This window comes from Paenibacillus sp. L3-i20 (assembly GCF_022180385.2).
Lineage (GTDB): Bacteria > Bacillota > Bacilli > Paenibacillales > Paenibacillaceae > Pristimantibacillus.
Window position 1 is genome coordinate 1,177,526 of sequence record NZ_BQME02000001.1, and the last position, 13,846, is coordinate 1,191,371.

The following is a 13,846-nucleotide window of genomic DNA, read 5'->3' on the forward strand; positions in this document are numbered from 1 at the left end:
TTATCTTGTTAGTTAATTAGATTACTTCTGGTGCTAGGGATACGATTTTCATGAAATCTTTATCACGAAGCTCACGAGCAACTGGTCCAAAGATACGTGTGCCGCGCGGGCTCTTATCTTCTTTAACAATTACAGCTGCATTTTCATCAAATGCGATGTAAGAACCGTCTTTACGACGAACCGAACGTTTAGTACGAACGATAACCGCTTTAACAACGTCACCCTTTTTGACAACGCCGCCTGGTGTTGCTTGTTTGACTGAACAAACGATTAGATCGCCGATATGACCTACGCGGCGTCCTGTGCCACCTAGTACACGGATACACATTAGTTCCTTAGCACCAGAGTTATCAGCAGTTTTCAATCGCGAAAATGGTTGAATCATTTCAACGTCCTCCTTTCGGAAAAACTAGGGTATCAATAACGCTCTTTAAAGAACAACAGCAACTTCAACAATCTCGATCAGTCTGAAACGTTTGTCTTTGGACAATGGACGAGTTTCCATAACTTTCACGATGTCGCCAATTTTCGCTTCGTTGTTTTCATCGTGCGCTTTATATTTCTTCGTATATTTAATGCGTTTATGGTACAAATCATGTTTTTTGTAGGTTTCTACAGCCACCACGATTGTTTTGTCCATTTTGTCGCTTACGACTTTGCCGATTTGAACTTTGCGGGCATTGCGTTCGCTCATGTTCTTCCTCCTCTCCTTCATCCGTGATCATACTTTTTCAGTAAGGGAATTAATTAGCTGCTGATACCGAGTTCTCTTTCACGCAAAACGGTTTTAGCGCGAGCTATTTCCTTACGTACGTCACGAATCCGAGTCGGGTTGTCTAATTGACCAGTAGCCAATTGGAAACGAAGGTTGAACAGCTCTTCTTTGAAACCAGCGATCTGTTGTTCTAACTCAGCAGAGGTTTGGTTACGAAATTCACTAGCCTTCATTTGCTTCACCACCCACTTCTTCGCGTTTCACGAACTTCGTTTTAATAGGCAGTTTGTGTGCTGCAAGGCGCATTGCTTCGCGAGCCACATCTTCAGGTACACCAGCAAGTTCAAACATGATCTTACCTGGTTTAACTACAGCTACCCATTTCTCAACGTTACCTTTACCGCTACCCATACGAACCTCTAGAGGCTTTTGAGTTATCGGCTTATCTGGGAAGATCTTGATCCAGACTTTACCACCACGTTTAATGTAACGAGTCATTGCAATACGAGCCGCTTCGATTTGACGGTTCGTAATCCATGAAGGCTCAAGTGCTTGTAGGCCATATTCGCCGAAAACTACTTCAGTGCCGCCTTTAGCGCGACCTTTCATATTACCCCGCATTTGCTTACGGTGTTTAACACGTTTAGGTACCAACATGATTAGTTGCCTCCTTCCTGGGGAGCTTTCTTCTTCGTCGGAAGGACTTCGCCACGATAGATCCATACTTTTACGCCAATGCGGCCGTAAGTTGTATGTGCCTCAGCTGTGCCGTAGTCAATATCAGCGCGCAGTGTATGAAGAGGTACTGTTCCCTCGCTGTAGCCTTCCGAACGTGCGATTTCCGCGCCACCGAGACGACCGCTAACAGCGGTTTTGATCCCTTTAGCACCAGCGCGCATCGAGCGTTGAATCGCTTGTTTCAATGCACGGCGGAAAGATACACGACGCTCTAATTGTTGTGCGATGCTTTCAGCTACCAAGATAGCGTCTAGATCGGCTTGTTTAATTTCAGAGATGTTGATGTGAACTTTTTTGCCTTTGGAAATTTTGCCGATTGCTGTACGCAAGTTTTCCACTTCAGATCCGCCTTTACCAATTACCATACCTGGTTTAGCGGTTTGAATCGTTACGTTCACGCGGTTAGCTGCGCGTTCGATTTCGATATGGGAAACTGCTGCATCTTTCAGCTTTGTCTTCAAGTACTCACGTATTTTAACGTCTTCGATTAGAAGATCACCAAAGTCTTTGCCAGCGTACCATTTGGATTCCCAATCACGGATGATCCCGACACGAAGACCGACTGGATTTACCTTTTGACCCACACGTTATCCCTCCTTATTTCTCAGATACCACCAAGGTGATGTGGCTGGTTCTTTTATTGATCCGGCTTGCACGTCCCATTGCACGTGGACGGAAACGTTTCATTGTTGGTCCTTGGTTCGCAAATACTTGCGAAACAACCAATTTAGTTACGTCAAGCTGGTAGTTATGCTCAGCATTTGCAATTGCAGAGTTGAGCAGCTTCTCCAAGATTGGGGAAGCAGACTTAGGCGTATGACGCAAAATTGCAATCGCTTCGCCAACTTTCTTGCCGCGAATCAAATCCGCAACTAGCTGAGCTTTACGAGGAGCGATACGTACAAATCTTACGTGCGCTTTAGCTTCTGACATGTGGGAACCTCCTCTCGTTCTTTAAGAAATGATAAAGGGCAAATTAACGTCTGCCCGTTTTTTTGTCATCGTTAGCATGGCCTTTGTACGTACGTGTCGGCGCAAACTCGCCGAGCTTGTGTCCAACCATATCCTCAGTCACATATACAGGCACGTGTTTACGTCCATCATAGACAGCAAACGTGTGACCAATGAATTGTGGGAAAATGGTCGAGCGACGGGACCAAGTCTTAATTACTACTTTTTTCTCGGATTCGTTAAGAACCTCGACTTTTTTAAGCAAGTATCCGTCAATAAACGGACCTTTCTTCAAACTGCGACCCATGTGTGTTCCTCCCTTCACGTAAGCGCTGGCGCGATGCATTCATCACGCGGATTGTATCAAGCAACTATTACTTCGTGCGACGACGAATAATGTATTGGCTTGATGCTTTCTTTTTCTTGCGTGTTTTGTAGCCGAGAGTCGGTTTGCCCCAAGGAGACAATGGCGACTTACGTCCGATTGGAGCACGACCTTCACCACCACCGTGTGGGTGATCGTTAGGGTTCATTACTACACCACGAACAGTTGGACGCTTACCAAGCCAACGGTTACGGCCGGCTTTACCGATTTTCACTAGTTCGTGATCTTCGTTACCAACAGAACCGATAGTTGCGCGGCAAGTGCTTAGAATGCGGCGAACTTCACCAGAATTCAAGCGAACCGATACATAATCTGCTTCTTTACCCAACAATTGAGCTTCTGTACCAGCTGCGCGAACCAATTGGCCGCCTTTACCTGGTTTCAACTCGATGTTGTGGATAATTGTACCGACAGGAATATTCGCAAGCGGCAACGCATTACCGATTTTGATATCTGAGCCAATACCTGAAGTGATTTTATCGCCTACTTTAAGGCCTTTAGGAGCGATAATGTAAGCTTTCGCACCATCAACGTAATGGATCAAAGCGATGTTGGATGTACGGTTCGGATCGTATTCGATCGTCGCAACGTTACCCACAATGCCGTCTTTATTACGTTTGAAGTCAATAATACGATATTTACGTTTATGTCCACCACCGTGGTGACGAACTGTAATTTTACCTTGGTTGTTGCGGCCTGCTCTTTTGAAAAGAGGTGCTAGCAACGATTTCTCCGGTGTACTTGTCGTAATCTCCTCGAAAGTAGATACGGACATGTTACGACGTGCAGGAGATGTCGGTTTGTACTTTTTGATTGGCACTTGTATTCCCTCCTTTTCTAAACAGACGTTTCAAAGAACTCAAGTTCTTTGCTGTCACCGCTCAATTGAACGATCGCTTTTTTCCAGTCAGGTCTGTAGCCGCTATGTTTACCATAACGCTTTGGTTTACCCGCTACACGCATTGTGTTAACGCCGGTTACTTTAACGTTAAAGATTGCTTCGATAGCTTGTTTTATTTCGGTTTTGTTCGCGCGAAGATCTACTTCAAACACATAACGTTTGACAGCCATGTAATCGCTCGTACGTTCCGTAATAACCGGGCGCTTGATAATATCGCGTGGATTTTTCATTACGCAAGCACCTCCTGTACTTTCTCTACTGCTTCTTTAGTAATGATTAGCTTGTCATAGACAAGTACATCACGAACATTGATGCCATCAGCTGCAACGAATTTCACACCAGGAATGTTACGTGCAGACAATGCAACGTTATCCTCATAGTTTGCTGTAACTACTAGTGCTTTACGATCAGCTTTCAGGTTGTTCAAAATGCTTGCGAATTCTTTCGTCTTAGGAGCCGCGAATGTCAGTTGATCAAGAACGATGATTTCGTTAGCGATAACTTTTGAAGACAATGCAGATTTGATTGCAAGACGACGAACTTTCTTAGGCAATTTGAAGCCGTATCCGCGTGGTGTTGGACCAAATACAGTTCCGCCACCTACCCATTGCGGGGAGCGAATGCTACCTTGACGAGCGCGTCCAGTACCTTTTTGTTTCCAAGGTTTACGACCACCGCCACGTACTTCGGAGCGACCTTTTGTCTTGTGCGTTCCTTGGCGTTCTGCAGCTTGCTGCAAAACTACCATGCTGTGCATAACATGAGTGTTAGGCTCAATGCCGAATATGTTTTCAGCTAGCTCAAGTTCGCCAACTTGCGAACCGCTCACGTTGAATACTGTTACTTTAGGCATTTCGTGTTCCTCCTTTCCTGTAAGAGCAATTAGTTCTTAACTGTTTGTTTTACTTTAACGAATCCGTTTTTAGGACCTGGAATGGATCCTTTAACAAGAAGTACGTTACGTTCTGCATCTACACGGATAACTTCAAGTCTTTGGATCGTGATTGTTTCATGACCCATATGTCCTGGTAGGCGTTTGCCCTTCGGAACACGGTTAGCTTGAATGGAACCCATGGAACCTGGTCCACGGTGGTAACGGGAACCGTGAGACATTGGTCCAGTGCTTTGTCCCCAACGTTTGATAACGCCGGCAAAGCCTTTACCTTTGGAAATACCTGTTACGTCAACGAATTCGCCCTCTGTGAACAAATCAGCTTTAACTTGCTGGCCAACTTCATAATCACTAAGGTTAATCCCGCGAATTTCACGAACGTAGCGCTTAGGAGTCGATCCAGCTTTTTTAGCGTGGCCGATCTCAGGCTTGTTCGATCTCTTTTCTTTCTTCTCAGCGAAACCGAATTGCACAGCTTCGTAGCCGTCAGTTTCTACATCTTTCTTCTGTAGTACTACGCAAGGGCCAGCTTCGATTACCGTTACTGGAACTACGTTTCCTTCAGGAGTAAACACTTGAGTCATACCAAGTTTTTTCCCTAAGATACCTTTCATGTTGACACCTCATTCCCTCTTTATGATCGTATATACGATATTACAGTTTGATTTCGATATCTACACCAGACGGCAGATCAAGACGCATAAGCGCATCAACCGTTTGTGGCGTCGGGTTTACAATATCGATCAAACGCTTATGAGTGCGCATTTCGAATTGTTCCCTGGAATCCTTGTACTTGTGTACCGCACGAAGAACAGTGATAATTTGCTTTTCCGTTGGCAACGGAATTGGTCCGGATACACTTGCACCGGAACGTTTTGCAGTTTCCACGATTTTCTCTGCGGATTGATCAAGAATTCTGTGATCGTATGCTTTCAAGCGGATACGAATCTTTTGCTTTGCCATATAAGTCCCTCCTTCTATCGCCCAATTTTTTAATCGGACATACTCCGTGAGAATAACCCTTCACGAGCCCCATGGCAAAGGGGCCGGGTGTGTCGGCAACCTCTCACATCAACGCAACGTCAGACCAACATTCAATATTATAACGAATTAGGCGGGCGAATGCAACTATAATTTTAAGTTCTATTCATAATTTTTCTATTGGTAAAAATCACTTGCAGTTTAGCCGCATAATGTTTAACAATCCAATGCTTCTTCTGCGATAAGTTTTCATGTTGGATGTTGTTTACGAGGTCGTTAAATCCAATAAACGAACAATTGAACTTAAATCTCGATATTATCGAGTTAGGATTATAGGTAAGTAAAGTAATGCTCTTAATTCAGAACATTTTCGGATAAATCTCTAAATTAGCTGCGCCTATACACTGAAAGTCACCTATTTTAAAATAACTCCCATGGTTAGTTCCATTTATGCGCTTAAGAGTCACTATAACTACATTGGTCATCTTGATATGATACAACTTCTAGCTTAAGTAGGTCAAAGACCAGAATGTTCTAGCTAAGCTAGTTATGTTATAAACCCGTTTGTTACTGCACTTAATACATGGACATATACAAGCTAATGCATTGTTATGACCCGCTAATATACATATACGCATATACGCTTTTTCACAAATTCCTTTGCCCTCTTTGATCACATATTTCACAGATATTTACGTGTTTCTTCTATATAAATAGAAACAGCGACAAAGTCGCTGTTTCAGTCATTGTATATTTGATTAATGTCATTGATCTGATTATCCCAATACAACACGATCGTCTGCCATCTTTTTGCCGCTGATTTGCTCGAATTCGCCAAGTAATCGTTCTACCGTTAGATACTTCTTGCGATCCTCATTAACTTGTAGAATTATTTGACCCTTATCCATCATAATGAGACGATTTCCTAAACGAATAGCTTGCTCCATATTGTGCGTTACCATTAATGTTGTTAACTTAAGTTCTTTAACGATGTTATCCGTAAGTGAAGTTACTAGCTCCGCACGTGCTGGATCAAGCGCTGCAGTATGTTCGTCGAGCAAAAGAATTTGCGGGCGGGTGAAGGTTGCCATAAGCAAGCTTAGCGCTTGGCGCTCACCCCCGGACAACATACCAACTTTGGCTCCCATGCGATTTTCAAGACCAATACCAAGTCGACTAAGTTCATCGCGGAATATTTTGCGAGTACGACTCGTTACTCCAAGTGAAAACCCTCTGGTCTTACCACGTTTATAAGCAATCGCAAGATTTTCTTCGATTGTCATTCTCGGAGCAGTTCCTGCCATAGGGTCTTGGAACACTCGTCCAATCCATTGACTTCTTTTATACTCGGATATTTGGCTTACATCCTTATTATCAATATATACTTCCCCTGCATCAGGAGCCATTACTCCTGAGATAATATTCATAAGCGTTGACTTGCCTGCGCCATTGCTGCCGATAACAGTTACAAAGTCACCTTGTTTCAAGTGAAGCTTAGCGTTCATTAACGCAATTTTTTCATCAACTGTACCTGGATTAAAAAGTTTTGATACGGCTTCAATTCTTAACATTACCGTACACCTCCAGTATTTGATTTGCCCAATGAGGACAATACTTCAGCTGTACGTTTTTTAGCAATCGACTTCTGTTTGAGTGCTCTTCGGACACTCGGTATAACAAGTGCACTGATAATAATTACTGCACTAATCAGCTTCATATCTTGCGAATCAAGCCATGGCACTCGAAGTGCAAGAGCATAAATCATTCTATAAATAATTGCTCCTATTACAACAGCAATCAATGCTCTTAGTATCGATTTGGAACCTATGACAGCTTCGCCTATAATAACCGAAGCTAATCCAATTACAATCATTCCAATTCCCATTGCATTATTAGCAGCGTTTAAAGAATGTGCTACTAGTGCACCCGAACATGCTACTAAAGCATTCGATAATGCGACTCCCATTATAATTGTGTTATCGGTATTAGCTCCAAAACTGCGAATCATACGACTATTGTCACCTGTTGCTCGTAGACTCAACCCTAAGTTAGTGTTAAGGAAAAGTACTAGAAGTACCAAAACAACAATAACCAGAATAGCTCCTACCAACCAAACATCAGCATCATCAAATGCATTTTCCGAACCACGAAGTGATAAAACTGGTTTACCGAGAATTCTTAAATTAATGGAGTATAGAGCAATCATCATAATAATACCCGATAGCAGTCCGTTAATTTTACCTTTAGTATGAAGTAATCCTGTACACATACCAGCAAGTGCTCCACCAATAAAAGCATAAATAATTGCAAGCCAAGGAGGGCTTCCATTAATGGTCATAACGGTCCCAATTGCAGCACCTGTTGTAAAGCTCCCGTCTACCGTCAAATCTGGAAAATCTAAAATTCTAAAAGTTATATATACGCCTAGAGCCATAAGTGCATACAACAGGCCGCTTTCAACAGCTCCTATCATAGATGTCATCATGATGTGCGCCTCCTTGTTTAATTACAAAAGGGTGAACCAACAGCTCGATCACCCAACGCCTATTTATAATGAAAGTTATTAACTTGATTATTGCTTAATCAATAATAATATTGTTCGCAGCATCTTTAACATAAGCTTTCATAGCCTCAGTTACTGTAATGCCTTGTTCATCGGCAGCCTTCAAGTTTAAAATGTAATCAAGTTTTTGTGGTACTGTTACATCCATTTCGCCTGGCTTCTTACCATTTTTCAAAATTTCAACAGCCATTTGTCCTGCTTCATAGCCATGGTCATAATATTTAAATCCAACAGTTGCAAATGCCCCTTTCTCAACTGTATCACGATCAGCAGAGAAAAATGGAATGTCATTTTCATTTGCCACATCAATAATAGCTTCCACACCAGAAACCACATTGTTATCTAATGTAATGTAAATCGCATCTACACGACCAACAAGGGACTGGGCTGCCTGTTGGATGTCTGAAACATTCGCAATAGGTGCTTTAATCAATTCAATACCATGTGGCTTGAGCGCTTCTAACGCAATTTCACTCATAACAACTGCATTGTCCTCTGACTCATCAATAACAAGTCCAATTTTTTTTACGTTAGGAAGTTCCTTAGCAATAAAGTCCATTGTTTGAATAACGGATGCTGGGTTAGTGTCTGCAGCACCTGTAACATTACCGCCCGGTGCTTTAAGCGTTGGAACAATTCCTGCTTTAACTGGATCAGTTATTGCAGCGAATACAACTGGTATGTCCTTTACTGATTCAACAAGAACCTGTGTGTTCGGCGTTGCGATACCTAGTGCCAAATCCGCATCACTTGATGCGATTTTATCTGCGATCGTTTTGAAGTTATTGGCGTCACCTTGCGCATTATTGTAATCAAGCTCAATCTCTAATCCCGCATCTTTTAACGCTGCTAGAAAACCTTGTCTTGTTGCATCGAGTGATGGATGCTCTACTACCTGTGATATCGCTACCTTATACTTTTTGGTTTCAGCACCGCTGCTGCCAGTTTCTTCTTTATTACCGGATGCTGTCTTTCCACCATTTCCGCCACAAGCTGTTGTTATAACCATAAGGGAAGCTAAAGCTAAGCCAAGCCAAAATCTCTTTTTCATTTGAGTACCCCTCTCAATTATATATGGTTAAATAAATTTGTCGCTGTACAACTACTTCGCAGTAATGCTTTATTGCTTTTTGTTGATAAAGTTAACAAGCGCACCTAGCTACGGCAAAAATAGTTCGAAAGTAAGCGAATTCATTCTATTAACTATACTAGCTATCTTAATTCCAGATAAGGTATTCAGTCAATCCAAAGTTGACAGTAACTCATGCATTTTCGCTAATTTTAGCAAAATACACAAAAAACCCTCACCGAAGTGAGGGTTTTTATACACAATGCGGCTAAGCCGCATCATATTATTTTTGGATAGTTGCTACTGCGCCAGCGCCTACAGTACGGCCGCCTTCACGGATGGAGAAGCGAGTTCCTTCTTCAACTGCGATTGGAGCAATTAGTTCAACTGTAACTGTGATGTTATCGCCAGGCATAACCATTTCAGTACCTTCAGGCAGGTTGATGATACCTGTTACGTCAGTTGTACGGAAATAGAATTGTGGACGGTAACCAGTGAAGAAAGGCTTGTGACGGCCACCCTCTTCTTTAGTTAGAACGTAGATTTGAGCTGTGAAGTCAGTATGTTGCTTTACTGAACCTGGTTTAGCCAAAACTTGGCCACGCTCGATGTTGCTGCGGTCTACACCACGAAGCAATGCGCCTACGTTGTCGCCTGCTTGAGCGGAATCAAGCAATTTACGGAACATCTCAACACCCGTAACAACGGATTTGCGAGTTTCTTCTTGAAGACCAACGATTTCGATCTCGTCGCCCACTTTGATAATACCACGCTCTACGCGACCAGTAGCAACTGTACCACGGCCTGTGATTGTGAATACATCCTCGACTGGCATAAGGAAAGGCTTAGCCGTGTCGCGTTCTGGAGTTGGGATGAAATTATCGATTTGGTTGAACAAGTCGATAATTTTTTCTGCCCAATCGCCATCTGGGTTTTGCAATGCTTCACGAGCAGAACCACGGATGATTGGAGTATCATCGCCTGGGAAATCGTACTCGGAAAGAAGGTCGCGAACTTCCATCTCAACTAGCTCAAGAAGCTCTTCGTCTTCAACCATATCACATTTGTTCAAGAATACTACGATGTGAGGTACGCCAACTTGCTTAGAAAGCAAGATGTGCTCACGAGTTTGTGGCATTGGGCCGTCAGTAGCGGAAACAACAAGAATTGCTCCGTCCATTTGTGCAGCACCAGTGATCATGTTCTTAACGTAGTCGGCGTGACCTGGGCAGTCAACGTGTGCGTAGTGACGGTTAGGCGTCTCATACTCAACGTGAGCTGTCGAGATCGTGATACCACGCTCGCGCTCTTCTGGAGCTTTATCGATTTGGTCGAATGCAGTTGCTACACCGCCGTATTTTTTGGAAAGTACAGTTGTGATTGCAGCAGTCAAAGTTGTTTTACCGTGATCGACGTGACCAATTGTACCGATGTTAACATGCGGTTTATTACGTTCAAATTTTGCCTTAGCCATTGAACAGATGCCTCCTCAATTTAACTTAAATTTTATGTGGGGGCCATCACCGAGAGTGCAAGCATACCTGATGACGGCCAAAAACAAACTTTATTTATGCGGAGAGTATTGAATTACTCACCTTTGTTTTTAGCAACGATTGCTTCAGCAATCGATTTTGGTACTTCTTCATAGTGCGAAAGCTCCATGGAGAATACACCGCGTCCTTGAGTACCGGAACGTAGAGTTGTGGAGTAACCAAACATCTCGGAGAGAGGTACCTTGGAACGGATAATTTGTGCACCTGCACGGGAATCCATACCTTCGATACGACCACGACGGGAGTTAAGCATACCCATAACATCGCCCATGTACTCTTCAGGAACAGTAACTTCAACTTTCATGATTGGCTCAAGAAGAACTGGCTTACATTTATCTTTAGCAGCTTTAAGCGCCATCGAACCTGCAATTTTAAACGCCATCTCCGAGGAGTCAACATCATGGTAAGATCCGTCAACAACAACAGCTTTAACATCAACTAGCGGGAAGCCAGCGACAACGCCGTTTTTCATTGACTCTTCGATACCAGCTTGAATTGGAGCGATATATTCACGAGGAATCGATCCACCAACCGTTTTGTTTTCGAATACGAAGCCTGAACCTGGCTCAAGTGGTGAGAATTCAACCCAACAATGTCCGAATTGACCTTTACCACCGGACTGACGAACGAACTTACCTTCAACCTTCGCAGCTTCACGGAACGTCTCACGGTAAGCAACCTGAGGTGCACCAACGTTTGTTTCAACTTTGAATTCGCGGAACATACGGTCAACTAGAATCTCAAGGTGAAGCTCACCCATACCAGAAATGATCGTCTGGTTAGTTTCTTCGTCTGTACGTGCACGGAAAGTAGGATCTTCTTCAGCAAGCTTGGAAATTGCGATACCTAGTTTGTCTTGGTCTGCTTTCGTTTTTGGTTCGATAGCAACCGAGATAACTGGCTCAGGGAAGTTCATGGACTCAAGAACGATAACGTTCTTTTCATCACAAAGTGTGTCGCCTGTAGTTGTATCTTTAAGACCAACTGCTGCAGCGATATCACCAGCATAAACTTCTGAAATCTCTTGACGAGAGTTCGCATGCATCTGCAAGATACGTCCAATACGCTCACGTTTGCCCTTAGTTGAGTTAAGAACATACGAACCGGATTTTAGGATACCTGAGTATACACGGAAGAACGTCAATCTACCAACGTAAGGATCCGTCATGATTTTGAAAGCCAATGCTGCGAAAGGCTCTGTATCAGATGATGGTCTTGCGCCCTCTTCACCGTCTTCAAGAGTACCTTTAATAGAAGGTACATCAAGTGGCGATGGAAGATAGTCAACAACAGCATCCAACATCAATTGAACACCTTTGTTACGGTAGGATGAACCAACGATAACTGGGAAGATTTTAACTTCGCAAACACCTTTACGTAGTGCTGCTTTAATTTCTGGAATAGTGATTTCTTCACCTTCCAAATATTTCATCGTCAATTCTTCGTCCAGCTCGGCAACCTTCTCGATCAATTCTGTGCGTAGCTCTTCCAATTGGTCAGCGTACTCAGCAGGAATATCAACTTCGATTGGGTCTTTGCCTGTATCGTCTTTATACTTGTATGCTTTACGTTCAACGATATCGATAACGCCGACAAAGTCGGACTCTGCACCGATAGGAATTTGAATCGCAACAGCATTTGCTTGAAGACGCTCGCGCATGTCTTTGATAACATTTAGGAAATCAGCACCGATGATGTCCATCTTATTAATGTAAGCGATCCGCGGAACGTTATAACGATCTGCTTGACGCCATACAGTTTCAGACTGTGGTTCAACGCCTTCTTTAGCACTGAAAACCCCAACGGCCCCGTCCAATACGCGTAGGGAACGCTCAACTTCTACTGTGAAGTCAACGTGTCCTGGGGTATCGATAATATTGATGCGATGTCCATTCCACTGCGCAGTTGTCGCAGCGGATGTAATCGTAATACCGCGCTCTTGTTCTTGTTCCATCCAGTCCATCGTAGCTGCACCTTCGTGCACCTCTCCGATTTTGTGAGTACGGCCCGTGAAGAACAAAATACGCTCAGTAGTAGTGGTTTTACCAGCATCAATATGAGCCATAATCCCGATGTTACGCGTATTGTTCAAGGAGAACTCTCTTGACATAAAATTGTCTCCTCTCGTTTATGGTTATTCTACCAGCGGTAGTGAGCAAACGCTTTGTTTGCTTCAGCCATTTTGTGCGTGTCTTCACGCTTTTTAACAGATGCACCAGTGTTATTGGAAGCATCAAGAATTTCAGCAGCTAGACGCTCTTCCATTGTCTTTTCGCCGCGGTTACGCGAGTAGTTTACCAACCAACGAAGACCAAGAGCAGTACGGCGCTCAGGTTTAACTTCGATAGGCACTTGATAGTTAGCTCCACCTACACGGCGTGCTTTAACCTCAAGAACAGGCATGATATTTTTCAAAGCTGCTTCAAAAACTTCCATTGGATCTTTTCCCGAGCGTTCTTGAATAAGTTTGAAAGCATCATATAGTAGTGTTTGTGCAACTCCTCTTTTACCGTCAATCATAATACGGTTGATTAGACGAGTAACCAATTTACTATTGTAAACCGGATCTGGAAGCACATCACGTTTCGTTACAGGACCTTTGCGTGGCATGAGAAAGTCCCCCTTTCTTCTAATAGTCAATTAGTCTAGCATGTTGTAACCCATATGGGGTCATATTATGATTTTTTAGCTTTAGGACGCTTTGTACCGTATTTTGAACGAGCTTGCATACGGTTGTTAACACCCGCAGTATCAAGCGCACCGCGAACGATATGGTAACGTACTCCTGCTAAGTCTTTTACTTTACCACCACGGATCAAAACAACGCTATGCTCTTGCAAGTTATGTCCGATACCTGGAATGTAAGCCGTAACTTCTAAGCGGTTCGTTAAACGAACACGAGCATATTTACGAAGTGCGGAGTTCGGTTTCCTTGGAGTCATAGTTCCTACACGAGTGCACACACCACGCTTTTGAGGAGCGCTGATGTTTGTTGATTCACGTTTCAATGCGTTAAAACCTTTTTGCAAGGCTGGCGATTTCGATTTAACTACTTTCGCTGTACGACCTTTACGAACTAGCTGGTTAATTGTTGGCAT

19 protein-coding genes are annotated in these 13,846 nt (G+C 43.3%); all 19 read right to left on the reverse strand.

Features of this window, described 5'->3' with window-relative positions; all coding sequences use genetic code 11:
* Positions 1 to 16: 16 nt before the first annotated feature.
* The 19 genes from rplN to rpsL all read right to left on the reverse strand — a co-directional run bounded on the left by rplN (position 17) and on the right by rpsL (position 13,846).
* Positions 17 to 385: a 50S ribosomal protein L14 gene (gene rplN, locus MFF31_RS05640; RefSeq protein ID WP_238187104.1), complete on the reverse strand. Its 369-nt coding sequence runs from the start codon at positions 383 to 385 to the stop codon at positions 17 to 19.
* A 45-nt stretch (positions 386 to 430) separates the two neighbouring features.
* Complete coding sequence (gene rpsQ, locus MFF31_RS05645; protein WP_197938289.1) at positions 431 to 694, reverse strand: 30S ribosomal protein S17; 264 nt, start codon at positions 692 to 694, stop codon at positions 431 to 433.
* Positions 695 to 747: 53 nt separating this feature from the next.
* Positions 748 to 948 carry a 50S ribosomal protein L29 gene (gene rpmC / locus MFF31_RS05650; protein WP_238187105.1) on the reverse strand — a complete coding sequence of 67 codons (201 nt, stop codon included), beginning with the start codon at positions 946 to 948 and terminating at the stop codon, positions 748 to 750.
* Positions 938 to 1,372 (reverse strand): 50S ribosomal protein L16, encoded by a 435-nt coding sequence (gene rplP, locus MFF31_RS05655; RefSeq protein ID WP_238187106.1) that lies wholly within the window; start codon positions 1,370 to 1,372, stop codon positions 938 to 940. Before rplP ends, rpmC begins: the two co-directional genes overlap by 11 nt.
* 2 nt (positions 1,373 to 1,374) lie before the next feature.
* Entirely contained in the window at positions 1,375 to 2,037 is a 663-nt protein-coding gene (gene rpsC / locus MFF31_RS05660) for a 30S ribosomal protein S3 (RefSeq protein ID WP_238187107.1), read from the reverse strand.
* Between the two features lie 13 nt (positions 2,038 to 2,050).
* Positions 2,051 to 2,386 (reverse strand): 50S ribosomal protein L22, encoded by a 336-nt coding sequence (gene rplV, locus MFF31_RS05665; RefSeq protein WP_197938298.1) that lies wholly within the window; start codon positions 2,384 to 2,386, stop codon positions 2,051 to 2,053.
* A gap of 43 nt (positions 2,387 to 2,429) precedes the next feature.
* Positions 2,430 to 2,711: a 30S ribosomal protein S19 gene (rpsS, locus tag MFF31_RS05670; RefSeq protein ID WP_197938300.1), complete on the reverse strand. Its 282-nt coding sequence runs from the start codon at positions 2,709 to 2,711 to the stop codon at positions 2,430 to 2,432.
* A gap of 67 nt (positions 2,712 to 2,778) precedes the next feature.
* Positions 2,779 to 3,609, reverse strand: coding sequence for a 50S ribosomal protein L2 (gene rplB / locus MFF31_RS05675; protein ID WP_238187108.1), 831 nt, complete (start codon positions 3,607 to 3,609; stop codon positions 2,779 to 2,781).
* Between the two features lie 17 nt (positions 3,610 to 3,626).
* On the reverse strand, positions 3,627 to 3,920 hold the full coding sequence (gene rplW, locus MFF31_RS05680; RefSeq protein ID WP_197938304.1) for a 50S ribosomal protein L23: 294 nt from the start codon (positions 3,918 to 3,920) through the stop codon (positions 3,627 to 3,629).
* Positions 3,920 to 4,543, reverse strand: a complete 624-nt coding sequence (gene rplD / locus MFF31_RS05685) for a 50S ribosomal protein L4 (RefSeq protein WP_238187109.1) — start codon at positions 4,541 to 4,543, stop codon at positions 3,920 to 3,922. Before rplD ends, rplW begins: the two co-directional genes overlap by 1 nt.
* A 29-nt stretch (positions 4,544 to 4,572) precedes the next feature.
* Complete coding sequence (gene rplC / locus MFF31_RS05690; protein ID WP_238187110.1) at positions 4,573 to 5,196, reverse strand: 50S ribosomal protein L3; 624 nt, start codon at positions 5,194 to 5,196, stop codon at positions 4,573 to 4,575.
* Positions 5,197 to 5,236: 40 nt separating this feature from the next.
* Positions 5,237 to 5,545: a 30S ribosomal protein S10 gene (rpsJ, locus tag MFF31_RS05695; protein ID WP_197938307.1), complete on the reverse strand. Its 309-nt coding sequence runs from the start codon at positions 5,543 to 5,545 to the stop codon at positions 5,237 to 5,239.
* A gap of 794 nt (positions 5,546 to 6,339) precedes the next feature.
* Positions 6,340 to 7,134: an ABC transporter ATP-binding protein gene (locus MFF31_RS05700; RefSeq protein WP_238187111.1), complete on the reverse strand. Its 795-nt coding sequence runs from the start codon at positions 7,132 to 7,134 to the stop codon at positions 6,340 to 6,342.
* A complete protein-coding gene (locus tag MFF31_RS05705; RefSeq protein WP_238187112.1) occupies positions 7,134 to 8,048 on the reverse strand; it encodes an ABC transporter permease in 915 nt (304 codons plus the stop codon). Before MFF31_RS05705 ends, MFF31_RS05700 begins: the two co-directional genes overlap by 1 nt.
* 94 nt (positions 8,049 to 8,142) lie before the next feature.
* Positions 8,143 to 9,177: an ABC transporter substrate-binding protein gene (locus tag MFF31_RS05710; RefSeq protein ID WP_238187113.1), complete on the reverse strand. Its 1,035-nt coding sequence runs from the start codon at positions 9,175 to 9,177 to the stop codon at positions 8,143 to 8,145.
* A 301-nt stretch (positions 9,178 to 9,478) separates the two neighbouring features.
* Positions 9,479 to 10,669 carry an elongation factor Tu gene (gene tuf, locus MFF31_RS05715; protein WP_238187114.1) on the reverse strand — a complete coding sequence of 397 codons (1,191 nt, stop codon included), beginning with the start codon at positions 10,667 to 10,669 and terminating at the stop codon, positions 9,479 to 9,481.
* A 113-nt stretch (positions 10,670 to 10,782) separates the two neighbouring features.
* Positions 10,783 to 12,858, reverse strand: coding sequence for an elongation factor G (gene fusA / locus MFF31_RS05720; protein ID WP_238187115.1), 2,076 nt, complete (start codon positions 12,856 to 12,858; stop codon positions 10,783 to 10,785).
* Between the two features lie 29 nt (positions 12,859 to 12,887).
* Positions 12,888 to 13,358: a 30S ribosomal protein S7 gene (gene rpsG / locus MFF31_RS05725; protein WP_137186572.1), complete on the reverse strand. Its 471-nt coding sequence runs from the start codon at positions 13,356 to 13,358 to the stop codon at positions 12,888 to 12,890.
* Between the two features lie 65 nt (positions 13,359 to 13,423).
* Positions 13,424 to 13,846, reverse strand: coding sequence for a 30S ribosomal protein S12 (rpsL, locus tag MFF31_RS05730; RefSeq protein ID WP_238187116.1), 423 nt, complete (start codon positions 13,844 to 13,846; stop codon positions 13,424 to 13,426).

What these genes read in the sequence shown, in the direction of transcription:
- MFF31_RS05710 (WP_238187113.1), bottom strand. Translation starts at nt 9,177, where the DNA reads ATGAAAAAGAGATTTTGGCTTGGCTTAGCTTTAGCTTCCCTTATGGTT.
- rpsQ (WP_197938289.1), bottom strand. Translation starts at nt 694, where the DNA reads ATGAGCGAACGCAATGCCCGCAAAGTTCAAATCGGCAAAGTCGTAAGC.
- rplW (WP_197938304.1), bottom strand. Translation starts at nt 3,920, where the DNA reads ATGAAAAATCCACGCGATATTATCAAGCGCCCGGTTATTACGGAACGT.
- rpsJ (WP_197938307.1), bottom strand. Translation starts at nt 5,545, where the DNA reads ATGGCAAAGCAAAAGATTCGTATCCGCTTGAAAGCATACGATCACAGA.
- rpsG (WP_137186572.1), bottom strand. Translation starts at nt 13,358, where the DNA reads ATGCCACGCAAAGGTCCTGTAACGAAACGTGATGTGCTTCCAGATCCG.
- rplD (WP_238187109.1), bottom strand. Translation starts at nt 4,543, where the DNA reads ATGCCTAAAGTAACAGTATTCAACGTGAGCGGTTCGCAAGTTGGCGAA.
- rplN (WP_238187104.1), bottom strand. Translation starts at nt 385, where the DNA reads ATGATTCAACCATTTTCGCGATTGAAAACTGCTGATAACTCTGGTGCT.
- tuf (WP_238187114.1), bottom strand. Translation starts at nt 10,669, where the DNA reads ATGGCTAAGGCAAAATTTGAACGTAATAAACCGCATGTTAACATCGGT.
- MFF31_RS05700 (WP_238187111.1), bottom strand. Translation starts at nt 7,134, where the DNA reads ATGTTAAGAATTGAAGCCGTATCAAAACTTTTTAATCCAGGTACAGTT.
- rplV (WP_197938298.1), bottom strand. Translation starts at nt 2,386, where the DNA reads ATGTCAGAAGCTAAAGCGCACGTAAGATTTGTACGTATCGCTCCTCGT.
- MFF31_RS05705 (WP_238187112.1), bottom strand. Translation starts at nt 8,048, where the DNA reads ATGATGACATCTATGATAGGAGCTGTTGAAAGCGGCCTGTTGTATGCA.
- rplC (WP_238187110.1), bottom strand. Translation starts at nt 5,196, where the DNA reads ATGAAAGGTATCTTAGGGAAAAAACTTGGTATGACTCAAGTGTTTACT.
- rplP (WP_238187106.1), bottom strand. Translation starts at nt 1,372, where the DNA reads ATGTTGGTACCTAAACGTGTTAAACACCGTAAGCAAATGCGGGGTAAT.
- rpsL (WP_238187116.1), bottom strand. Translation starts at nt 13,846, where the DNA reads ATGCCAACAATTAACCAGCTAGTTCGTAAAGGTCGTACAGCGAAAGTA.
- rpsS (WP_197938300.1), bottom strand. Translation starts at nt 2,711, where the DNA reads ATGGGTCGCAGTTTGAAGAAAGGTCCGTTTATTGACGGATACTTGCTT.
- rpmC (WP_238187105.1), bottom strand. Translation starts at nt 948, where the DNA reads ATGAAGGCTAGTGAATTTCGTAACCAAACCTCTGCTGAGTTAGAACAA.
- fusA (WP_238187115.1), bottom strand. Translation starts at nt 12,858, where the DNA reads ATGTCAAGAGAGTTCTCCTTGAACAATACGCGTAACATCGGGATTATG.